This is a genomic window from Corynebacterium sp. HMSC077D03, assembly GCF_001808545.1.
Lineage (GTDB): Bacteria > Actinomycetota > Actinomycetes > Mycobacteriales > Mycobacteriaceae > Corynebacterium > Corynebacterium simulans.
The window spans coordinates 1-22,596 of the sequence record NZ_KV793686.1; the positions used below are offsets into that span (position 1 = coordinate 1).

At 58.7% G+C, this 22,596-nt stretch carries 18 protein-coding genes and 1 pseudogene; 11 read left to right on the forward strand and 8 right to left on the reverse strand.

Annotated features, from left to right (window positions below):
* Positions 1-8: 8 nt before the first annotated feature.
* Positions 9-269: a pentapeptide repeat-containing protein gene (locus HMPREF2888_RS03800; protein ID WP_070497559.1), complete on the reverse strand. Its 261-nt coding sequence runs from the start codon at positions 267-269 to the stop codon at positions 9-11.
* A 261-nt stretch (positions 270-530) separates the two neighbouring features.
* Positions 531-1,961: a hypothetical protein gene (locus HMPREF2888_RS03805; protein WP_070518294.1), complete on the reverse strand. Its 1,431-nt coding sequence runs from the start codon at positions 1,959-1,961 to the stop codon at positions 531-533.
* Positions 1,962-2,075: 114 nt separating this feature from the next.
* Here HMPREF2888_RS03805 and HMPREF2888_RS03810 point away from each other — a divergent pair, with 114 nt between their 5' ends.
* Positions 2,076-2,600, forward strand: a complete 525-nt coding sequence (locus tag HMPREF2888_RS03810) for a hypothetical protein (protein ID WP_070518296.1) — start codon at positions 2,076-2,078, stop codon at positions 2,598-2,600.
* Positions 2,601-2,616: 16 nt separating this feature from the next.
* On the opposite strand, the gene HMPREF2888_RS03815 is transcribed toward HMPREF2888_RS03810, so the two are convergent.
* Positions 2,617-4,164: a catalase gene (locus tag HMPREF2888_RS03815; protein WP_061920137.1), complete on the reverse strand. Its 1,548-nt coding sequence runs from the start codon at positions 4,162-4,164 to the stop codon at positions 2,617-2,619.
* A 185-nt stretch (positions 4,165-4,349) separates the two neighbouring features.
* Between HMPREF2888_RS03815 and HMPREF2888_RS03820 the strand changes: the two genes are divergently transcribed.
* The 3 genes from HMPREF2888_RS03820 (at position 4,350) to HMPREF2888_RS03830 (ending at position 8,042) form a co-directional block, all read left to right on the forward strand.
* Positions 4,350-4,901: an RNA polymerase sigma factor gene (locus tag HMPREF2888_RS03820; RefSeq protein WP_061920135.1), complete on the forward strand. Its 552-nt coding sequence runs from the start codon at positions 4,350-4,352 to the stop codon at positions 4,899-4,901.
* Between the two features lie 267 nt (positions 4,902-5,168).
* The gene (locus tag HMPREF2888_RS03825; RefSeq protein ID WP_061920133.1) at positions 5,169-6,491 is read left to right on the forward strand and encodes a YkvI family membrane protein; all 1,323 of its coding nucleotides are present in this window, start codon (positions 5,169-5,171) and stop codon (positions 6,489-6,491) included.
* 231 nt (positions 6,492-6,722) lie between these two features.
* A complete protein-coding gene (locus tag HMPREF2888_RS03830; RefSeq protein WP_070432787.1) occupies positions 6,723-8,042 on the forward strand; it encodes a YkvI family membrane protein in 1,320 nt (439 codons plus the stop codon).
* Positions 8,043-8,139: 97 nt separating this feature from the next.
* On the opposite strand, the gene HMPREF2888_RS03835 is transcribed toward HMPREF2888_RS03830, so the two are convergent.
* The gene (locus HMPREF2888_RS03835; RefSeq protein WP_070432788.1) at positions 8,140-9,177 is read right to left on the reverse strand and encodes an aspartate-semialdehyde dehydrogenase; all 1,038 of its coding nucleotides are present in this window, start codon (positions 9,175-9,177) and stop codon (positions 8,140-8,142) included.
* 21 nt (positions 9,178-9,198) lie between these two features.
* A complete protein-coding gene (locus HMPREF2888_RS03840) occupies positions 9,199-10,464 on the reverse strand; it encodes an aspartate kinase (RefSeq protein ID WP_070518297.1) in 1,266 nt (421 codons plus the stop codon).
* A gap of 259 nt (positions 10,465-10,723) precedes the next feature.
* Here HMPREF2888_RS03840 and HMPREF2888_RS03845 point away from each other — a divergent pair, with 259 nt between their 5' ends.
* Positions 10,724-11,581, forward strand: coding sequence for a DMT family transporter (locus HMPREF2888_RS03845; protein WP_061920124.1), 858 nt, complete (start codon positions 10,724-10,726; stop codon positions 11,579-11,581).
* Here the strand turns inward: HMPREF2888_RS03845 and HMPREF2888_RS03850 are convergent.
* Positions 11,578-12,729, reverse strand: a complete 1,152-nt coding sequence (locus tag HMPREF2888_RS03850) for a hypothetical protein (protein WP_246815032.1) — start codon at positions 12,727-12,729, stop codon at positions 11,578-11,580. The two genes, HMPREF2888_RS03845 and HMPREF2888_RS03850, sit on opposite strands and share 4 nt — an antisense overlap.
* 316 nt (positions 12,730-13,045) lie before the next feature.
* On the opposite strand from HMPREF2888_RS03850, the gene leuA reads away from it, so the two are divergent.
* From leuA to HMPREF2888_RS03885, 6 genes and pseudogenes are all read left to right on the forward strand, one after another.
* On the forward strand, positions 13,046-14,863 hold the full coding sequence (leuA, locus tag HMPREF2888_RS03855; protein ID WP_070432790.1) for a 2-isopropylmalate synthase: 1,818 nt from the start codon (positions 13,046-13,048) through the stop codon (positions 14,861-14,863).
* A gap of 19 nt (positions 14,864-14,882) precedes the next feature.
* Positions 14,883-15,782 carry a hypothetical protein gene (locus HMPREF2888_RS03860; RefSeq protein ID WP_070432791.1) on the forward strand — a complete coding sequence of 300 codons (900 nt, stop codon included), beginning with the start codon at positions 14,883-14,885 and terminating at the stop codon, positions 15,780-15,782.
* Between the two features lie 907 nt (positions 15,783-16,689).
* Entirely contained in the window at positions 16,690-17,583 is an 894-nt protein-coding gene (locus HMPREF2888_RS03870) for a hypothetical protein (RefSeq protein ID WP_141744818.1), read from the forward strand.
* A 56-nt stretch (positions 17,584-17,639) separates the two neighbouring features.
* Positions 17,640-18,740 (forward strand): annotated as a pseudogene (locus HMPREF2888_RS03875) (DNA polymerase III subunit epsilon); the annotation flags it as partial.
* Between the two features lie 484 nt (positions 18,741-19,224).
* Positions 19,225-20,511 carry a Mur ligase family protein gene (locus HMPREF2888_RS03880; protein WP_061920111.1) on the forward strand — a complete coding sequence of 429 codons (1,287 nt, stop codon included), beginning with the start codon at positions 19,225-19,227 and terminating at the stop codon, positions 20,509-20,511.
* The gene (locus tag HMPREF2888_RS03885) at positions 20,504-21,289 is read left to right on the forward strand and encodes a type 1 glutamine amidotransferase (RefSeq protein ID WP_061920109.1); all 786 of its coding nucleotides are present in this window, start codon (positions 20,504-20,506) and stop codon (positions 21,287-21,289) included. The genes HMPREF2888_RS03880 and HMPREF2888_RS03885 overlap by 8 nt, the downstream gene beginning before the upstream one ends.
* A gap of 140 nt (positions 21,290-21,429) precedes the next feature.
* On the opposite strand, the gene recR is transcribed toward HMPREF2888_RS03885, so the two are convergent.
* Positions 21,430-22,086: a recombination mediator RecR gene (gene recR / locus HMPREF2888_RS03890; RefSeq protein ID WP_061920107.1), complete on the reverse strand. Its 657-nt coding sequence runs from the start codon at positions 22,084-22,086 to the stop codon at positions 21,430-21,432.
* 78 nt (positions 22,087-22,164) lie between these two features.
* Entirely contained in the window at positions 22,165-22,539 is a 375-nt protein-coding gene (locus HMPREF2888_RS03895; RefSeq protein WP_061920106.1) for a YbaB/EbfC family nucleoid-associated protein, read from the reverse strand.
* Positions 22,540-22,596: the final 57 nt, after the last annotated feature.

A 22,596-nucleotide genomic window follows, 5' to 3' on the forward strand; every position in this document is an offset into this window, starting at 1 on the left:
GGAGAGCTCTACAGAGACATCCCCACAGCCTCCGAAGCATCCGCTTCAAATCCTTCGCAATGCGCGAGCTGCTCTGACGAGGCGATTACTGGCTTCATGTACGCGTTGTGGAGGATGGCCCAGGCGAGCATCGCGCCGCGAAAAGAACAGCCGCGGCAGATACTTGCTTCCAGATTTATTCCGGTCAGGTCGTAGCCGGAGAAGTCTTTTCCGGAAATATCTCGGCCTGCGAATTCTTGGAACCAGGTATCAGGCGTTTGCTTATACATTGCCGGTTCTTCCTGTATAAGGGCCAAAACGGGAAACGACGCGGCGCCCCTACAGCAGCCGCGTCGCCCCTATTCCCTATCACTCACAACGGATTGGAGAAACCGTTTGCCTACCCCCTAAGTAGGCATTGTGAGCAAGATTCACTCTAGCACCGATTGGAAACAAAACGGTAACCAATCAAAAGTTTCCACAGAAGGAATCACAAAATTGCATGTTTGGTCTAATTTTAGAAAAACCAATTAGTCAGTACATTTAGCGTCTTAGCCTTTTCGTTTCGCCGAAAAGCCGCGCTTCATAATACCTATCGAAAAAATTCCAACTGCTACAAGGATGCCAAGCCCGATCCACGCGAGGCTCAGCTGCCCCGAGTTACCGGCAACCGTAAAGCCAACCGTTGACCAGTGCATTGGCAGCAAGCCCATCACGGTCTTCCACACCCCGGCCACAGCGGTGGCGGCAGTTGCAGACTTCCAGAACCAGCCCACCGCAGCAAGTTGCAGCAGGCCAAGAACGATGACCACGCCAAACCCAAGCTTCGGGAAGTAGTGCAGCACCACTGCCGTAAGACCAGCGCTTCCCAACGCGGTCGCCGCAGCCATGGCAGCAGCCAGCCCCGCAGCCATACCATCAACGCCGGTAGCCAGAATCATAAAGACAATCTCAGCCGCGGCAGTCAGCACAACTACACCAGCAAGAAGGCTCAGCCAAGGCTTCCGCGAACGCACCACATAAGCGCCCAGGGCAGTTCCACCGAGCGAGACCATCGCCGCGATAAGCAGCGCCACGATGGGGCTCAGCAGCTTTACTTCCATACCCTGACCAGCCGCGGCAGCCGGCAACGCACGCTGCACATCCTGCACCTTGGTTTGGTTCTGCTTCGCCATGCCGTCAACACGCTTGGCACCTTTGTCCAGCTTGTCGACGCCACCGAGAGCCTCATCAACCTTGGAGTTAAGCTCCTTGGTGCCATCGTTCAAACGCTTGGCGCCATCAGCCGCCTTATACACGCCATCGTGATAGGCATAGCCATTAACCGCGAGCTGATTGGAAAGCTCCCGTGAGCCATCCTTCAAACGCTTGAGTTGGTTAGTTAGATTCTGGTCAATCTGAAAATTATTGACTTGATTGCGCAGGTCCCCGAGCTGCGACTTGATGTTGCGCGCCTCGGGGGAATTATTTCCCTCAAGGTCCTTCAGCGTGCCGTCGATGGCGGCCAGCAGCTGGCCCTGCACCACGGTAAGACCTGTAATTTGATCCACTGCGTTGCCAACACCGTTTGCTACCTCAGTCGCACCATTGCCCAGCTGATTGGTGCCGGACTGCAGCTGAATCAGACCGTCGTAAAGCTCCTGCGATCCGGCGCTGAGCTTGTCGACGCCACCGCCCAGCTCACCAGCACCATCCTTCAGCTTGCCCGTGCCGGTGGAAAGCTGCTGGGTTCCCGACTTCAAAAAGCCAGCCTGGGCCTGCGCCTGGCTTGCAGCACGCGCCGCCTCGCTTAACGACGCCGCACCTGCTTGACCTTCTGTCGGCGCACCGGTTCCCTCACTCGACCACGCACGTGAGGCATCCCACCCCGGCACGCCTGTCACAATGGCACCTACCACCAAGGGCAGAACCACCAGCAAGCACAGAAGTGCGCCACGCAGGCGCGAGGGACGGGACGGCAAATCAGCAAGGCGGGAGTTCATCCTTTAAAAAATATCGCTCCCACCACCGCAAACAACGCAGGCGCGCCGTTTTAAGTCGGGGCAAAGATACAGAAATCCCAAAACTTCCAACCAACTGATCATAGGATTTAGCCCATGAAACGTTCCCTACTGATTCTCCCCCTAGCCGCACTTCTTCCACTCACCGCCTGCTCCCCCAAAGACACTGCAGATAGCGAGCCGCAGTTCGCAGCAGCCGAATCCAACACGGCCGCAAAAGAAACCGCCACTAGCGAGACCCCAACCACCACCAGCAGCAAGGCCGAAGAAGCACCTGCCCCAACAACGAAGACCGTCACCGCCACGGCCAAGCCGGAGCAGCCAGCGCCAGATACGCCACAGGCGCAAAGCAAGGGCAGCTGCTCAGTCGATGCACTTCAGCAGGCCAACACCTCGATGAGCAACATGACTGTTATCGATTGTGACGGTTCGTGGGCATACGTTGGCCAGCGCAATACCGATTGGCTCACCTGGGCTTATTGGGATGGCCAAAAGTGGAAGAGTGAACCTCACATCGGCACCACTCTCACTGGCATGGGCGGACCCTGCTATGACGTCGAAGGCATGAAAGCACGAGGCCTGAGCGACGCTATGGCAGTGGACGCTCAGGCCTGTGATTAGGAGGTTGTATTACGTGCTAGTTCTTCTCTGCGAAGAGCTCACGGACGCGCTTTTCTAGGCGTGGGGAAACTGCGCCCCAGTAAGCGTAGATGCGTTCCTCGGTCTCGGAGGAAACGCCAGCCATGGCGTTGGTAATGTTGTCCGCCATGCGCTCCTTCTCCTCGTCGTTATAGACGTTCTCGTACAGGTCGGTTGCCTGCGCGGTATCGGAATCCTCAGCGTGGCGGACATACGGTGCGCGAACCAAGTCCAGACCTGCCGGGTCCGGGTTGACGTAGAGATCCGGAGCGGTGGTGGTCTCCAGCTCGCTGCGATCGTTAACGTCACCGTCAAGGTAGCCGCCGCCCTTTGCGTGGCGGTTCGGGGAGTAAACCGGATCCTCAGGAGCATTGAAGAGGAACTGCATACTGCCCTCGTGCTCGTAGGTGTTGACCTTGTCCGCATTCAGCGGCTGGTTAACCGGCAGCTGCTTGTAGTTCGGCCCAATGCGGTAACGCTGCTGGTCAGCATAAGCAAAGACACGAGCCTGCAGCATCTTGTCCGGAGAAAGGCCGATGCCCGGGACCAGGTTGGAAGGATCCAGTGCAACCTGCTCGATCTGCGCGAAGAAGTTGCGTGGGTTGCGGTTGAGCACAAAGTATCCGACATCAACCAATGGGTAGTCCTTCTTGGACCAAACCTTGGTGAGGTCAAACGGGTTGAAGCGGTATTCAGCTGCTTCAGCAAGCGGCATGATCTGCACCTTGACGTCCCAGATTGGGTAGTCGCCCTCTTCGATGGCGTTGTAGAGATCCTCGCGGTGATAGTCGGCGTTCTTGCCGGCCATCTCGCCTGCCTCAGCATCAGTGAAGTTCTCAACACCCTGGCGAGACTTGAAGTGGTACTTCACCCAGAAGGCCTCGCCTTCCTCGTTGACCCACTGGAAGGTGTGGGAACCGTAGCCGTTCTGGTGGCGGGTGGTCTTCGGTGTACCGCGGTCACCCATCAAGTAGGTGACCTGGTGAGTGGACTCTGGGTTGCGGGTCCAGAAGTCCCACTGCATATCCGCGTCACGCAGGCCGTTGACGCCGAGTCGCTTCTGGGAATGAATGAAGTCAGGGAACTTCATACCGTCACGTAGGAAGAAGACCGGGGTGTTGTTGCCGACGATGTCGTAGTTGCCGTCCTCGGTGTAGAAACGCAGTGCGAAGCCGTGCACATCGCGCCAGGTATCCGGAGATCCCTGCTCGCCAGCAACGGTGGAGAAACGCCCCATCATTGGGGTGACAGTGTTTAGTTGAAAGAGATTCGCCTTGGTGTAGCGCGAGACATCGTTGGTGATGTGCAGCTCGCCAAAGGCGCCATGACCCTTTGCGTGCGGGGTGCGCTCTGGCACGCGCTCGCGATTGAAGTGCGCAAGCTTCTCAATCAGGTGAATGTCATTGAGAACAACTGGGCCGTTCTGCCCTGCGGTAATGCTGGTATTCTCGGTAGCAACCGGCTGGCCGGAAGGGCTGGTGGTATTTGGGCCGCCCGCGGGGCGCTGACCCTTGTCGAGGACCTTGTCAGCTTCAGAGTTAGTCATGGAAAGCCTCCTAAGAAAACTAGCGGGAACTAGTCAATAAAATTGTTGATAATTTGGGGTGGATTATCAATCACGGACAAGCGATAACCTACCCCGTTTAATAGGCCCTCGCAACAAAAATCAGCAAATTAATAAGTTCTGGCAGGGAAATCTAATTTAGCGTTCATCCTGGTAAGTTCATTTTGGTGAAACACCACTCCGAGCATGACGACGCCCGCGTCACTGACCTTGCGCTCAAGGCCGGCCGCGGCGATCGCGCAGCTCTCACGGAGTTTATTAAGTCCACTCAGGATGATGTGTGGCGTCTTCTCGCACACCTAGGCGGCGCGGAAATCGCAGACGATCTCACCCAAGAGACGTACCTAAGAGTTATTGGCGCACTCCCCCGCTTCGCCGCGCGCTCTTCGGCTCGCACCTGGCTGCTCTCTCTCGCGCGCCGCGTATGGGTGGACAACATTCGCCACGACATGGCGCGTCCCCGCAAGGCCGCAACGGAATATGAAGACGTAGCGGCACAGACGCCTTCGACCGAGAACTCCGGAGCGTGGAGCGATTGGATCGACGCCCGCACGCTAATCGACGCCCTGCCCGCAGACCGCCGCGAAGCCCTCATCCTCACTCAGGTATTGGGCTATTCCTACGAAGAAGCAGCCAAAATCGCTGGCGTACGCATCGGCACGATTCGTTCCCGCGTTGCCCGCGCCCGCAAAGACCTCATCGAAGGTACGGGAGCCTAGCCGGGAATCATTAGCGCGAATCGTTACCTACTATTTATCAGGCTTCACTTTCGGTACAATTAGCTGCGATTTTAGCGCCGGAACCCAGAAGTTTTCGCGAAAGTTCTGTGCACTTTTAGAAAATTTTCTGGATGAAAGACATTAAAGAAAAGTAGCATGGCTTAAAAACACACGTGACAAATCGAAGGTCGACCCGGGCCAGCGCGCTACAAAAAATGCGCGCATTTCTTTTTGCCCGGCGCGTGTGAGAATGCGAGAAATCTCCTCATGATGAAACGCGCATTGGCTATCTCCATGGCGTTTATCGGTGTTGTTGTCGGCGCGGGCTTTGCCTCTGGCCAGGAAGCTATGCAGTACTTTGTCGCCTTCGGAACCACTGGTTTCTGGGGCGTAGCGCTGGCTGCCGGGTTGATGATCATCACCGGCATTGCAATTTTGCAGCTGGGATCTTATTTCCAGGCCACAGAGCACACGGCGGTGTACGACAAAATTTCCGGACCAATTACCTCCAAGATCTTGGACTGGTCCACGATTGCCACGCTCTTTTCCATCGGCTTCGTGATGTTCGCCGGTGGCGGATCCACCATCACGCAGCAATTCCCAGATATAAAGATTTGGGTAGGCGCAACGCTGATGTTGGTGCTCGTCCTGCTTGTCGGCCTGCTCGACGTTGACCGCGTCACCGCAGTCATCGGCACCATTACTCCATTCATCATCATCTTTATCGTCTTGGCCACCGGCTATACCATCGTCACCGCCGACGTCGATTGGAGCCACCTCAACGAATTCGCCACGAATAGCGTTGACACCCCGCTGAGCAGCTGGTGGCTCGCCGCCCTGAACTACACCGGCCTGAACGTCATGTGCGCGGTGTCCATGTCCATCGTCATCGGCGGCAACATCCTCGACAATCGTGCAGTGGGCATCGGCGGCCTCATCGGCGGCTTTATCTACCTGCTTCTGCTGACACTGCTCGTGGTCTCCCTATTCATGGTGGCACCGACCGTGCATGGAAAAGATCTGCCGGTTCTAGAACTCATCAACACCATTCACCCGTCTCTGGGCTATGTGATGACGATTGTCATTTACGGCATGGTCTTTAACACCGCAGTGGGCATGTTCTACGCGCTGGGCAAGCGCCTGACCCGTAAGAAGCCGAAGCTTTTCTACCCAGTCTATGCCGCTTCCTGCATCATCGGTTTCATTCTTTCCTTCGTCGGTTTCAAGTCTTTGGTCAGTAACATCTACCCAATCTTGGGCTACCTTGGCCTTTTGATGATTGCCGTTATGGTCTTCAACTGGGTTATAAAACGCGACAAGATTACTTCCGAAAGCAAACGTCGAGTGCGTGCTCGCACCCTGGTCCAGCGCAAGCTCGACCCGCGCGAGCACTTCACCAAGAAGAACCAGAAGGAGCTCGCAAAGCTCGCGGCCGCTTCCAATATGAAGACCGACGAGTTTGAGGACACCGTTGCCGAAGAAATCCACGAGGAGCTCGAGGCAGATGACGAACTCGAGTACGACCGTGAAGATCCTGATCCTTCAGTTGTCTTCGTCGAGCACACCAAGCCAGAAGTTCCACGAGACTAATACAAAGCTCTCCCCTTCCTGCTTAAGCAGACCTTTCCAAGGCGTATGAGTTGGCCTAACCCAGCTCATACGCCTAATGTTTTACAACGCACACGTGATAAATCGAACGTCGAACCGGTCTTGCGCCACCATGGCAGCAAACGCCTCGCACACAAACTGCACAGCCTGCAAAATGATGAGCGCGGACTTACCCTCCGGCGCGTGTGAGATAGCGAGACTCTCCCACACCTTATGTTTAAACGCGCAGTAGCCATCTCCATGGCCTTTATTGGCGTTATGGTCGGCGCTGGCTTTGCCTCCGGCCAGGAAGCCATGCAATATTTTGTATCCTTCGGCACGCTCGGATTGTGGGGCATGGTATTGGCCGCCGCCCTCATGGTCGTCGCAGGCATCGCTTTCCTACAGCTTGGTTCCTATTTCCAGGCTTCGGAGCATACCGCTGTTTACTCCCAAATCACCGCGCCTATCACCTCGAAGATCCTCGACTGGGCCACCATCATCACGCTTTTTGCGGTGGGCTTTGTCATGTTCGCCGGCGGCGGCGCCAACCTCGCCCAGCAATTTTCTTCCCTCCCAACGTGGGTGGGCTCCTTGATCATGCTGGTGCTGGTGCTCATCACGGGGCTTCTCGATGTCGATAAAGTCACCGCTGTCTTGGGCTTTATCACGCCTTTTATCATCCTCTTCATCGGCTTCGTCACCATCTACACTTTGGTGACGAACCAAGCGACCTTTGAGGAAGCAAACAACTACGCCATCCACAACGTTGATCCGGCAATCGCTAATCCTTGGATCGCCTCCCTCAATTACACTGGCCTGACCGCTATTTGCACCGTTTCCATGGCCATTGTGATTGGCGGAAACTTCTTAGATAACAAGACCGTCGGCCTAGGCGGTGTTATTGGTGGCGCTATTTTCCTGTTCATGCTGGCGTTGCTGGTCTGCGCCCTATTCTTTGCCGCGCCGCAGGTAAATGGCCAGGCAATGCCTGTCCTAGCGTTGATCAACACCATCCACCCGGCGCTGGGTTACGGAATGACTTTTGTCATTTACGGCATGATCTTCAACACCGCAGTGGGCATGTTCTACGCGCTGGCTAAACGCCTGACGCGCGGCCATGAGAAGCGCTTTTACCCCGTTTACCTCATTACCTGCCTCTTTGGCTTTGCGTTGTCCTTCGCTGATTTCAAGGACCTCGTCGGACTGATTTATCCAATTCTCGGCTATGGCGGCTTGGTGGTCATCGCTATCATGCTCTTTGGCTGGGTTAAGAATCGCGGCAAGATGGTAAAGGAATCAGGCCGCCGTATGCGTGCTCGTACGCTGGTGCAGCGTCGCCTTGATCCGCGTGAGCACTTTACCAAGAAGAATGAGAAGGAACTGCGCACCTTGGCCACGGCCTCCAACATGGAAACTGCGGAGTTTGTCGATGCCGTCGAAGAAGAAATCCACGAAGATCTCGAAGCAGACCAAGAACTCGAGTATGACCGCGAGGACCCAGATCCTTCCGTGGTCTTCGTGGAGCACACCAAGCCGGAAGTACCAAAGTAGGAATCCGAAGTAAATAACTAAAAAGGAGCTCGTACGTCCTTTTATTGGATGTACAAGCTCCTTTCTGCGCTTTATGGCTTTGTTTTAGGTCCGCGCGCTAGACCAACAACTCAGCAATCTGAATCGTGTTCAAAGCTGCGCCCTTGCGCAGATTATCGCCGGAGACAACCAGCACGAGGCCCTTGTTGTCATCAACTGACTGATCCTGACGGATGCGGCCCACCAAGGACTCGTCCACGCCTGCGGCAGCAAGCGGGGTCGGAACGTCGACGAGCTTGACACCGGGGGCGTCGCCAAGCAGGCGGCGTGCCTCGTCTGGGGTGATTGCCTTGTCGAACTCCGCGTGGATGGTCAGGGTGTGGCCGGTGAATACCGGAATCCGCACGCAGGTGCCAGCAACCTTAAGCTCAGGAATACCCAGGATCTTGCGCGACTCGTTGCGCAACTTCTGCTCCTCATCGGTTTCCTCGGAGCCATCGTCAACCAACTTGCCAGCAAAAGGCAGCGCGTTGAAAGCAATCGGAGCAACGTATGGGCCAAGCTCTTCCTCAGAGACCTCGAGAACGGAGCCATCATGGACGAGCTCTACGTTGCGATCTCCGATCTCGGCGGCCTGCTTGGTCAAGGCCTCAACACCAGCCAAGCCAGAGCCAGAAACTGCCTGATAAGAAGACACGTGCAAACGGTTCAGACCGGCAGCATCGTGCAAGACCTTAAGAACCGGCATTGCGGCCATGGTGGTGCAATTCGGGTTAGCAATGATGCCCTTCGGGAGGTTCTTCGCCTGCTCAGGGTTTACCTCAGAGACAATGAGCGGAACTTCGGGATCCTTGCGGTATGCGGAGGAATTATCCACCACGGTCGCGCCTGCAGCGGCAAAGACCGGGGCCCAATCGAGCGAAGTAGCGCCGCCGGCAGAGAACAAAGCAATGTCGACGTCAGCGACGGACTCCTCGGTTACCTGCGAGAGATCCTCAACCACAACCTTCTCGCCACGGAACACCAGTTCCTGGCCAGCAGAACGCGGCGAGGCAAAGAAACGAACCTTGTCAGCTGGGAAATTCCGCTCCTCCAAGATGGAACGCATGACGCGTCCCACCTGGCCGGTAGCACCAACAACTGCAACGGTGGTCATGAAAAATTCCTTCTTCCTAAATTAACGGCCCGTGCCAGCGTAAACGGTAGCTTCTTCCTCGCCACCGAGCTGGAAGCGCTCGTGGAGCGCAATGGCCGCCTTGTTCAGTTCCAGCTCTCGCACCAGCACGGAGATGCGGATCTCAGAAGTGGAGATGAGCTCCATGTTTACCTCGGCGTCGCGAAGCGCCTCGGTGAAGTCTGCGGTAACCCCTGGGTGCGACTTCATTCCGGCACCGACCAAGGAAACCTTGCCCACCTGGTCGTCGTAAAGCACGTTTACCCAGTGGCCCTCATTCTTGAGCTTGGTCAAAATCTCCATGGCACGCGGGCCATCCGCACGCGGGCAGGTAAAGGTGATGTCGGTGGTTCCGGATTCCAAGGAGGAGACGTTTTGCAGGACCATATCGATGTTGATCTCCGCCTCCGCGATGGCGCGGAAGATCTTGGCGGCCTCCCCTGGACGATCCGGAATGCCCAGAACGGTGACCTTTGCTTCAGAGGTATCGGTCGCGATACCAGTCAGTACTGCTTCTTCCACAGGGATATCCTCCATTGAACCGGCCACCAGAGTGCCGGGGTCGTTTGAATAAGACGAGCGAACTCGCAGGGGCAGATCGAATGCGCGGGCGTATTCCACACTACGCAGAACCAGAATCTTGCAGCCGACGGCTGCCATCTCCAGCATCTCCTCGAAGGAAAGCTTCTCGAGCTTCTGCGCGTTCGGCACGATGCGTGGGTCCGCGGTGTAGACACCGTCGACGTCGGAATAGATCTCGCAAACATCGGCGTGCAGCGCAGCGGCCAGGGCTACCGCAGTGGTGTCGGAACCGCCGCGGCCCAAGGTGGTGACGTCGCGGCTTTCCTTATTAACACCCTGGAAACCAGCGACGATGCAGATCTTGCCTTGGCCCAGGGCCTCGGTGATGCGGCCCGGCGTGACGTCCACGATGCGCGCGTTGCCGTGGCGCTCCGTGGTAAGCACGCCGGCCTGAGAGCCAGTGAAAGACTGCGCCTCGGCGCCGAAGGACTCGACCGCCATGGCAACCAGGGAGTTAGAAATGCGCTCGCCGGCGGTAAGCAGCATGTCCATTTCACGCTGCGGCGGCACTGGGTTGACCTGGGCAGCAAGGTCGAGGAGTTCATCAGTGGTGTCCCCCATGGCGGAGCAGACAACAACCACGTCGTTGCCCGCCTTCTTGGTAGCCACAATGCGCTCGGCGACGGCGCGGATGCGATCCGCGGTTTCGAGGGAGGAACCTCCGTATTTTTGAACGATTAAGGCCACGTTGGGATATCCACCTTTCACTGTGCGTTTCCCGCGACAGTCTATAGCCACAGGGCCGATAAGCCCCGCTATACCTGTCGTGCATTAGTCAGTTGTCCATGCTACCCCGACGAGGTACTTCCTTTCACAATATGTGAAGGGGATCAAAGTGTTTTTATTCACCGCACCAAAAGAGGCAAACTTAACGACTTAGGAACATTTATTTTCACCCGTGAGCAGTATTCGTTAAAAAGGGCGACTACCTACTACGGTGGTGGGGGTGTTCAGCAATCTCTTGGCGGTTTTCTTTGCCCTCGCCTCCGCGCTCACCGTGGCCTGGGGCACGGTAGTCCGTCACCGGATCGCACTTGAAGCCTCCGGCTCGGTCATGCGCACCGCGATGCGCAATCCCGTGTGGTGGGTCGGCACACTTGCCGCCATTGTGGCTTATGGCCTGCAGATTGTCGCCCTAGGCTTTGGCACCCTGCTGGTAGTTCAGCCCATCTTGGTGCTCTCGCTGATGTTCACCTTGCCGCTTTCTGCCTGGTACTCCAAGCGGCCGCTGTCTTTTCATGAAATCTTCTGGTGCAGCGCGCTGACCATCGCAGTGGGCATCTTGGTGGTCTACGGCCGCCCCGTTGCCGGCGATCCGCGCCCCTCCCTTTCGCAATGGTGGCCGCCGCTGCTGTGCGGCGCACTGGGCTTGGCGCTGCTCGGCGTCCTAGCGTGGCGCTTCCCCGCTCGGCGCGCCTTGGCCTTGGGAACTTCCTGCGGCATCCTCTACGGCTATGTGGCGCTGCTATCTAAGTCTGTGGTGGATATCTTCTCCCACGAGGGCCTTGGCCAGCTCCTGGTGTCCTGGCAGTTTTGGGGCTTAATCGCCCTCGCCGGCGGCGGAACCGTGCTCCAGCAATATTCTTTCCACGCCGGTGCGCTAAAGCAATCCCTGCCAGCTATGACCATCATGGAGCCCATCGTTGCTTTTGGCTTGGGCTACGTGGTCTTGGGCGAGCAATTCCAGGTTGATTCGCTGGCGGGCTGGACGCTCATGTCCTTAGCTCTAGCCGTGATGATCCTAGGCACGGTCATCTTGTCGCGCCGCCCAGTGGGCTCCTCCACGCGGCAGATCCAAAGCTAAATAGCCCACTCGAATACGGCAAGCATGTGCGCCGAAAACCACGCACCGAAGAGAACATAGGCGCCGCATAGCGCTGCGGTGCTGCGGGTGCTCGCGGAATCAGCCAGCTTGATTGCCCATGGAATAAACAAGACCGCCGCGGGCAAAAGCAGGCGTGGGCGCGAATGCATGATGCCATCAGAGAACAACACATTCGCTATGAGCGCGGCGGCGAAAAGCCAAACCGGCGCTGGCAAGCGCCGCCAACCCAAGAGCAACAGGATGGGCGCGCCGACGATTACGAGCGCGGAAAGCAGATAGCCCACGTTGTCAGAGTTCAAAAGCGTGGACCATATCCACTTGAGCGTTGCCGCACCGAAATCGAAATGGGAGTTCCAGTGTTTTTCTTGGATGCCAAAGTAGCCTCCTGCCTGCCCGAGATAGCTATTCGCCCACGTCAGATAACCAAACAGGGGAATCGCGGCGAAGATAAGGCTCAACCAGGCCTTCCACTCGCGGACGGCCTTGCACAATACGATGAGGGCAAAGACCACGAGGACGTCGATTGAAGTCAGCCGCACGGCGGAAAGCGCAAAGCCAAAAAGGCCGGCCAGCCACCACTTTTCATCCAGCAAGGCAACGAGCATCCACATCACCAGCGCGCCGAAGAGCGCCTCGGTATAAGGCATGGCAAACACGATGGACATCGGAGCGCTGCTCACGGCGATGGCGGCAACCGCGCGGGCCTTAAAACCGGCCCCCATGCGCTGCGCGATGGCCATGACGCCCACAGCCATGAGGAAAGTGAAAAAGAAATTGAAAACAATCGCGACGGCAGCTTCATTCGCAACAAAGAAGCTGCCCACCTTGATAACGAGCGGAAAGCCCGGGAAGAAGGCCATCGTTACTTCATTGACGTTTCCATCTGCGGCAACGTCAGCACCGAAGTAACCAGCACGGGCAATCTCCGTGTAGTATTTCGCGTCCCATTTGGTCAGCAGGCCGCCTAAGTTATCTTCGTTAGCCTGCGCAAAAATGGCGAGCACCCCAATCCGCAGGAGGTTGCCCAGCACAGCAATTAGACTCGCGGCAATCCAATCCTGCCTACCGAGACGAGGGGCCGCGCTATGCGCTACTTCTGCGCCGGCCGCATTCTTGACTTCGTGCACGTTATGCAATGTTATCGGCATGCTTCAGACCCCACCTCGATTTACGTGGAATTCTCCCACCCCAACAAAAGGAGATCCCAATATGTGAGAACTCTTGCCACATCGTGAGAAGCGCGCTAGTGTGATTCACATGACTATGCGGCAGAGCCTCCTCCTTATTTGCCGCGGCGGGATTTAGGCCTTTCAAACCCACCGGCCAGCGCCCCCGTCGCGGGTTTTCACGATGCGCATCCAAACTGCGCCTTCCCACCCCCGCCGCTGCTGGCTAAACGGTACCTCTTTATCCGCTTCCTTAACGAAGCAGCAAGGACAAATCATGGCTCCCAACGATTCTTTTATCACCGCCCCACGCGAAATCACTACCCCTAACGGCGACTTTGGCAAGAACCAGCCCGCCTGGAATAAGCAGCGCGGTTCCGCAATGCCCACCCACCGTTACCGCAGCTTTGCCCAAGAAGTAGAAGACATTCAGCTGCCGGACCGCACCTGGCCGGATAAGAAAATCACTTGCGCTCCACAGTGGTGCGCGGTCGATCTGCGCGATGGCAACCAAGCGCTGATCGACCCCATGAGCCCGCAGCGCAAGCACCGCATGTTCGACCTGCTGGTCAAGATGGGGTACAAGGAAATCGAGGTAGGTTTTCCTTCCGCATCTCAGACCGACTTCAACTTCGTGCGCGAGATCATCGAGCAGAACAAGATCCCTGAAGACGTCACCATCCAGGTCCTGGTGCAAGCACGCGAGCACTTAATCCGGCGCACCTTTGAGGCCTGCGCGGGCGCCAAGAACGTCATCGTGCACTTCTACAATTCCACCTCGAAGCTGCAGCGCCGCGTGGTCTTCCGCAAAGACCGCCCTGCGATCAAGAAGCTGGCTTGCGACGCCGCAGCGCTCATCAAAGAAGTAGCCCAGGACTACCCCGACACGAACTGGCGCTGGCAATACTCCCCGGAGTCTTTCACCGGCACGGAGCTAGAATTTGCCCGAGAGGTATGCGACGCCGTGGTTGAAATCATGGAGCCCACGCCCGAGCACCCAATGATCATCAACCTGCCTTCCACGGTGGAGATGATTACGCCGAACGTCTACGCGGATTCCATCGAATGGATGCACCGCAACCTGGCCAAGCGAGAAAGCATCATCCTGTCGCTGCACCCACACAACGACCGCGGTGCCGGCATCGCGGCTGCCGAGCTGGGTTATCTGGCGGGCGCGGACCGCATCGAGGGCTGCCTGTTCGGCAACGGCGAGCGCACCGGCAATGTGGATCTGGTGGCGCTGGGCCTGAACATGCTCACCCAAGGCGTCGATCCACAAATTGATTTCAGCGACCTGCCCACTATCCGCGATACCGTGGAGTACTGCAATCAGCTGCGCGTTCCTGAGCGCCACCCCTACGGCGGCGAGCTGGTCTTTACCGCTTTTTCCGGTTCCCACCAGGACGCCATCAACAAGGGCCTCGACGCCCTGGCCAACGAGGTACGCCCCGGCGCCATCAACACGGACGTCTCGTGGGAAGAGCTGCGCGAGACCGAATGGGAGGTGCCTTACCTGCCAATCGATCCGAAGGACGTGGGGCGCGACTACGAGGCAGTTATCCGCGTGAACTCCCAGTCTGGCAAGGGCGGCGTTGCCTACATCATGAAGACCGATCACGGCATTCATATGCCGCGCGCGATGCAGGCAGAATTTTCCGCCGTGGTCCAAGAAGTCACGGATGCCGAAGGCGGCGAGGTCGGTTCCAAGGGCATGTGGGATATCTTCGCCACCGAGTTCCTAGACCGCGAGGCGCCGCTTGCGCACAAGAACTTCCAGATCGATAACGCGGTAGGCGACGACGCCGAAGCCAAGGTCACCGCGACAGTCATCTACAACGAGGCGGAGTCTGTGGTTTCCGGCCACGGCAACGGTCCGATTGCGGCCTACGCCAATGCCCTCGAAGCGTTGGGAATTGATTTCGAGGTAATCGAGTACGCACAGCAATCGCGTAGCGCTGGCGACGACGCCGAAGCTGCCTGCTACATTGCCGCCGACGTCAACGGCACCAAAGTGTGGGGCGCTGGCATTGCCGGCTCCACCACGCGTGCTTCGATTTTCGCCATCAATTCGGCGGTCAACCGCGCGCTGGGCTAAAGGTGGTAGAAGTCGAGGCATGACTTTATCGCTCTATCCCATCCCCCACTTGGGGCTCGGCGCGGTGCAGGAATTGCCCGTGCACCCCGCATCGGCATCCCAGAATTCGCCTTCTGCGGAAGCAAAACAGCGAGAGGTCAACGCCACTTTGTCCAGGCAGCCCGACGGCACCTGGCAGGTGGCGACCGCCGCCGGCGTCGTAGGTCTGATTGCGCCTCAGGATGCGGCTGAGTACCCAGAGATAGAGCTGCTTTTCGACGCCCAGCTGACTCCAGCAGTAACGCTTCGCCAAAGCCCCCAGCCCACGGTGTTGCTGCCGCGTCCGGGCCTGTGCCTGCCCGCGAATAATCCGCCGTCCAGCCCGTGGGCGCTGCTTTCTTTTGCCCCAGCGATAAGCATCACGGATATCCCAGACGAGGTCGACATTCCGCAGTTTGGGCGAATCCATCTGCTGGTTACCTTGCGCGCGGCCGAATCCGATCCGCAGCGCATCAGCGCTTATCTTGGCCCACAATTCATCGGCACGCTAGATAGCTACCCGGACTATCTTCCGGACCTGCTCGTCCAGCATGCCAAGCAGGGGCTAAGCACGCTCGCCCATGCCTACCACTTCCCTCGCCAAGGCGGACGAGTGCTCAACATTTATGCTGGCAAGCAGATAGAACAGGAAACCCGCGACGGCTCCGGCCAGGAACGCCTACTGGCGGAAAACACCCGTAGCGCAAGCTCTGCTGCGGCCACTTTTGAGACCGCCAGTTTCAAGGCCATCACCGATGAAGACTTGTCCCGTATCGACCGGCTCCCGCAAAAGGCCACAGCGGATTCCACCCCGACAAAGAAGAACAATAAGAGCTGGCTCATCTTCGCCCTCGTGATTGTTTGCATCGCCGTTTTGATCGCAGTGTTGATTGCCCTTTAATTGCACGCTCATTGCCCAACTCAGTCAGCGCACGGCAACCTTTCGACCTGCTCAAATGCCGCTTATACGTTTGAGTTCAAAGCTACGAGTCGGTAGGGTGGATTTAGTTTCTTTTAGAGGGTTAGCGCGCTCTAGGCGCAGCAGACCCTCTAAGTCTGTCTCCTTATAGCTCGCATCCCTACTCCCAAACTTCTTCCCCGCACCCTACGAAAGCGAATACAGATGAAATCGACAAACTACATGGTCCCTAACCATGGTTTTGGCGATGTAAATCAAATTCCCATCCAAGAAGTAAGCCCAGATTTCCTCGTCGAGCTAATGGAAGAATCTGGTTCTGAACAGCCTGCAGTGGAGGTCAACCTCACGGGCTCTTCTGACGAAGGCTTCCGTGTCCGCTACGAAGACACCACCATCGGCTACCTCGAACGGGAAGAAGCTGCGGCTTATACCGAGCTTGATTGGATCATCGATGCAGGTTTGCGTCCTCTGGTTACCGCACGCGTAACCATGGTGGAGTTTGATGGCGAGGAATGGCCTTCTTTCGATGTCGAGCTACCGGCCCCTGGCCTGTGTGTTCCGGTCAATAACCCGCCGGCAGAGCGCTGGGCCATGCTGCCTGGCACTACGGCTGCGGCAATCACTCAGTTCCAGTCCAAGATGGACGTCTTCCCGGAATCCGCCGAGCACTTCTTGGTCACCCTGCATGCGCGCCGTTTCTTTGGCCGCCGCAGCGTCAACGTGGCGGTCGATGGTGTGCAGATCGCCTCGCTTAGCCATGATGACGCCCACCGTTTGGCCGATACCGTTTCGAGCTACCAAAACAGTGGCCTGCTCGCCGTAGCACGCGCCTATTACTGCATGGATGAGGGCAAGCCTCGCCTTGTCGTTTATGCCGATGAGCAGTCTGATGACAAGCGTGCCGTTGTCGCTGGCGTCGCTGGCGCTGATGTCTTCGCAGACCTCCTCCATGCCTCTCGTCGGCGGCAGTGCCGGACTAAAACTCGTGGCCGCTGCCAGCGCAGCGATCATCGTCGGCGGTGGCGCAAACCTCGCGGCCTCCATCTTTTCCGTGGATGAGCAGGCTCGCGAAGAAGCTACCGAAGCACAAAGCCGCTCCTATGAGGACTCAGTCTTCCCACGCGGTCTTTCGCCCTACCGGGACATTTTCGGCACTTCCAGCGCCCAAAAAGCCACGGCAGAGCCTGGCTCACGCACCACGTCTCGCGAGGATTCCCGCGAAGGCACCAAAGACCGCAGTGCTGTAGCTACACGGAAGCAGACTTCCGACGCCGTCGAACCCACCGCAGAACCCAACACAGACGAAAGCTCCCGGGATTCCGCCGAACACGTCCTCGCTGCGCCAGATGCGCAGACCACGCTCGAGGGCAACAAGGAAAACCCACGCGGTCCTTCCCGCCCAACGTCGCCGCGCCATACTTCTGGTGACGACCAGAACCTTCCAGCGCCACTGCCGGTCCCGACGCTTCCGCCGGCCACCCCAACGACGGAACCTTCTACCCAACCGCGTAGTACAACCGAGCCAACGCGAACTGTACCTTCTCCTACCCGCACGGATACAACCATCCCGAAATCACCGGCAACCTCCACCACGCCGACGACATCGGAGCCGAGCTCGACTTCCTCCTCTCCTACCCCAACTAAGGAAGCAAGCACCACCGAAACTACGGAAGCATGCACTACCGAGGAGTCCACGACTCCTAACTCGACCACGCGTCCGGCCTCCCCAACGACAACGACCCGGAAGCCCATCACGCCAGGAACCATCATCATCCGCGGCTAGGTCACACGCTCGCCCGTTGAGCCAACGTGTCCAGCCGGGGTACTACACTTAAAACAATGAGCACCACCCCCGGCCCCGATTCAGCCCCCGCGCCTTCACCGGCCGCGCTGGCTGCTGGCCGCCCGCACAATCCCGGCCGGGCTAGTACCGACAAAGAAAGCAAGCAGCCAAGCGCGCAAGAAATAGCGCAGGCCGAGGCCGTTGCCGCCTACCCTTTCGTCGCACTCACGGTGCAGACCACCGGCATTCATCCTTCTACTGGGCGCCTCGTTGCCATCGATGCCCTGACTTATAACGAAAAGAACGAGGTAGGCCAAGAATTCCACGCCGTCATCAACCCTGGTACCAACCCGGGCCCACGGCACCTGCATGGGCTTAGCATTGAGGAAGTAACAGAAGGCCAGTCTTTCTCGCGGCTGCTCAAGCCACTTGATCGGCTAATTGACGGCCGCACCTTGATCGTGCACGATACCCCATTTACCTGGGGTTTCATTGTCTCCGAGGCGCGTCGCGCCATGATGGCCGCCGCGCGCCAGAATCGCTCGCGAAACCGCAACCGTAATAAGGGCAGGCGCCGCCGCCAGAAGGTCGGCCACGTTCCTACCCCGGTCAGCATCGTCGATACTTTGGCCACTGCCCGCCGCCAGGGGGTGTGGGATAACGATGTCCGCCTCGCGGCCGTCGCCAAGCGCAGCGGCCTTGATGTAGCTCCACCCACCGCAACCGTTGAACGTGCCCAACGCAGCGAGGCCGCCACCTCCCGCGAGCAAACCCAGCTGCTGTACCGCCTCTATCAGCATCAAGCAACCGGCACGCGTAGTGCATACGCGCCAGATGAGCTGCGCGCGGATCGCTTTGGTTTGCAGCGCTCGCACGTGCGTGTCGACGCCGCAGAATCCCCACGTCAGCACCACAATCCGGGCAAATATGTTCCTGGCAAGGAGCTGCACCGCGGCATGGAGATCGTGGTCGCGCCAGAGATCATGGAAGATCCAGACACCATCATCGCGGCTATCGCACGTGAAGAGCTCAACTATTCGGAAAAGCTCACGCGCGAATCCTCGCTGGTGGTTTGCAACATCACCACCGATTTCGTGGGCAAGCCCATGCACGCCCACCGCAAGGGCATCCCGCTGATGTCTGACACTGCTTTCCTTGCAGCGCTCGAGCGCATCCAAGAAGCAATCGAGCCGGAGCCAGAGAAGGATTCCGATAATCGCGCTCAGGCACACGTGCCGAACAGCAATAATCGCCGCTCCGGCAGCGCTAATAGGCGGCGCTCGCGCCGTAAGTCGGGCTCGGGCAAATCCTCCGGCCGCAACCAGCAGAAGAACAATAGTCAGCAAACAAACGAAAATCCCAATTCTTCCAACGCCAAGCCCGGCGGCAATCCGAAGAACGAGGAGAAATCCGGCTCTGGGAACTCGGGTGGCAACAAACGGCGGCGGCGCCGTGGCGGCCGCGGTGGCCGTGGCCGGCGTGGTGGCAAGCCCAAGGGCGGAAACTCGCAGGGCAACAAGGGCCAAACCAGCTCCGGAAAGAACAGCTCCGGGGCAAATGGGTCTGCCAAGAATAAAAACTCCGGCCAAAACTAGGCGCGCAAGTACCCGCCCCGCGGGCTGACGCGACTACCCTAGGGGCATGAGTTTTAACCTTTCCGGCACGTTGCGTTCATTGCGTACCAACGCCGCCACGACCGCTGCCAAGCTGGCCACCACCGCCTCCCGCGCAACCGGACGAGGCGCCGGCGGAATGATCGGTGGCCTTATCGCTGGCGCGATTGATCCACAGATCATGGCTAACCTCGGCGGTGGCCGCCCTGCGGTGCTGGTTACCGGCACCAACGGCAAGTCCACCACCACCCGCATGCTGGCCGCCGCTGTACGCAGCGAGCACAAAGTCGCTACCAATGACGGCGGCGACAACATGGATGCTGGCATCATCTCCGCGCTCATGGCGGGCAAAGACGCCTCCCACCTCGTGTTGGAGGTAGACGAGCTGCACGTTCCGCACGTGGCAGACAACCTGAATCCGCAGGCGCTGGTGCTGCTGAACCTCTCCCGTGACCAGCTCGACCGCGTCGGTGAGATCAATAAGATCGAGCGCGCTCTGCGCGGCGCCGTCGAAGCCCACCCAGACATGCTGGTCATCGCCAACTGCGACGATGTCCTCATGACTTCCGTGGCCTACGACGCCAAGAACGTCATCTGGGTCTCCGCCGGCGCTGGATGGCTCGGCGAGTCCGTGACGTGCCCACGCACCGGCGGCCACATCGTGCGTGATGAGGATGATTGGCGTGCGGTCAAGCCGCTTCCCGACGGCCGCGAGTTCCGCCGCCCCACCCCAACCTGGCGCGTAGACCAAGATGGTTTGCACACTCCGCAGGGTGACAAGGAGCTGAGCCTCTCCCTGCCTGGACGCGCCAACCGTGGCAATGCCGCCCAGGCCATCGCCGCCGCAGTGGAAGGCTTCGGCGTGGACGAGGCCAAGGCCATCGCCGCCACCGAATCCGTCAACGACGTGGCCGGCCGTTACTCCACCATCACCTTGGGTGACCGTGAAATTCGCCTGCTGCTGGCTAAAAACCCAGCCGGCTGGCAGGAGGCCCTGTCCATGGTGGATCGCTCTGCCGACGGCCTAGTCATTGCCACCAACGGCCACGTGGCAGACGGCATCGATATGTCCTGGCTGTGGGACGTACGCTTCGAGGACTTTGAAAACCTCGCGGTCAAGGCCGCCGGCGAGCGCGGCACCGACCTTGCTGTGCGCTTGGTCTACGCCGATATCTCTCACGAGCTCATCCCGGATCCAGTCAAAGCCATCGAGTCCTGCCCACCGGGCCGCATCGAGGTGCTGGCTAACTACACCGCTTTCCGTGATTTGAAGAAGGCGCTTGAGCGCAAAGTAAAGGAGAACGCCAATGGCTAAGACGCAGTTGCAAATCGGCCTCATTCTGCCCGACGTGCTTGGCACCTACGGCGACGACGGTAACGCCCTTGTCCTGCGCCAGCGCGCCCGCATGCGCGGTCTTTCGGCTGAGATCGTTCCGATCAAGCTAGGCGAGGCAGTCCCTGACTCCCTCGACGTCTACACACTCGGCGGTGGTGAGGACACCGCGCAGATTCTCGCGGCGGAGCACCTCATCAAAGACGGCGGCCTGACCCGCGCGGCTGAGGCTGGCCGCCCGATCCTTTCAATTTGTGCTGGCCTGCAGGTTTTAGGCGAGTCCTTCCGTGCCTCTGGCCAGATTATTGACGGTGTCGGTCTCATCGACGCCACCACGGCCTCCATGGCTGAGCGTGCCATCGGCGAGGTCTCCTCTCAGCCGACCGGCGCTGGTATCACCGCGGAGCTGACCGAAACCCTCACCGGCTTCGAGAACCACATGGGCGCCACCATCTTGGGCCCCGCCGCACAGCCGCTGGGCAAGCTCATTCGCGGCCAGGGCAACGCCGATACCGCAGCCACCGCCGATCTTTCCGACGCCGCCGAGCAGCGCATTGCCGAAGGCGCCGTCCAGGGAAGCGTCATCGCCACCTACATGCACGGCCCGGCACTGGCGCGCAACCCGCAGCTGGCTGACCTCCTGCTGGCCAAGGCCATGGGCGTTGCGCTCACAGACCTAGAACCGCTCGACATCCCGGCCGTGGACAAGCTGCGCACCGAGCGCCTCAACGCATCAAAGCCGCCGCGCTCGCAGCTCTAGACACGCAACTGCGGGGCGCTCAGCTGACGCTCGCGGCTTGCCTTAGCCCGGCTTGCCTTAGCCGCCCTAAATGCCAAATCGTCGCCATTTTCGCGCAACTTGGCGCCACAATCCGGCAATTAGGGCGGCTGCTAAGACAGCTACACCGTCAAACGACCCGACAGCGCGCGGGACAGTGTCAGTTCATCCACGAACTCAAGGTCGCCGCCCAGCGGCATGCCTGATGCGAGGCGGGTGATCTTCAGATCCGGGAAGTCACGCAACAACCTCACCAGGTAGGCCGCGGTAGCCTCGCCTTCCGTATTCGGATCGGTTGCGAGGATAACCTCTTTGATCTCCGGCGTCGTGTCATACAACGGCGCGTCCGGGGTGGAATCCGCCAGCTCGCGGTCAGGCAACACACCACCGATGCGCTGCAAGAGCACGGAGATGTTGAGGTCCTTCGGGCCCACGTTCGCCAGCGGGTCCAAAGCGCCGCCTAGAACGTGGTAGCGCCCCTCATACTCACCGGTGCGCTCGATGACCTGGATGTCCTTAGGCTCTTCTACAACACAAATAGTGGATGCATCGCGCTGCGAGTTCACGCAGATTCGGCAGACTTCTTCGCGCGAGATGTTGCAACAGATACGGCAGAAAGTCACGCCATCACGTACCGCGCCGAGCGCGTTTTGCAGGCGGTCGACGTCCTCCGGATCCATGTGCAGCACGTGAAAAGCGATACGCTGCGCCGACTTCGGCCCGACACCCGGAAGGCGCGAAAACTCGTCGATGAGATCCTGCAGAGGTCCTTCGAACACGATTCTCCCTATCTATGAAATGCAAAAAGGCCGCTTCCCCCACTGCGGGGAATAACGGCCTTTTAGTTTAACGCGCGACTACTGGTTGCCGCCGAAGACATCCTGGAAGGAAGGTCCATCGTAGCCCTGCTGGGACTGGCCCATGCCCTGGGACAGCGGGCCAATCTTTTCCTGAGCCAGCTTGCCAGCGGCAGCGTGTGCTTCCTTGAAAGCGCCGATGACGAGGTCCTGGAGGGTGTCAACGTCCTCAGGGTCCACAACGGACTTATCGATCTGGAGGTCGACGAGCTCTGCGCCGCCGGTCATGACAACCTTAACCAGGCCGTTGCCTGCGGTGCCTTCAACGTGTGCGGCCAGGATTTCTTCCTGTGCCTTCTGCAGCTCAGCCTGCACGCGGGCAGCCTGTGCGAGCAGGTCGTTCATGTCATTTGCCTGGGACATTGGGTCAGTCATGGAAAGTCCTTTCAACGTAAATTTCTTTAAGATTTTCGCTACCCGTCAAGTGTACAG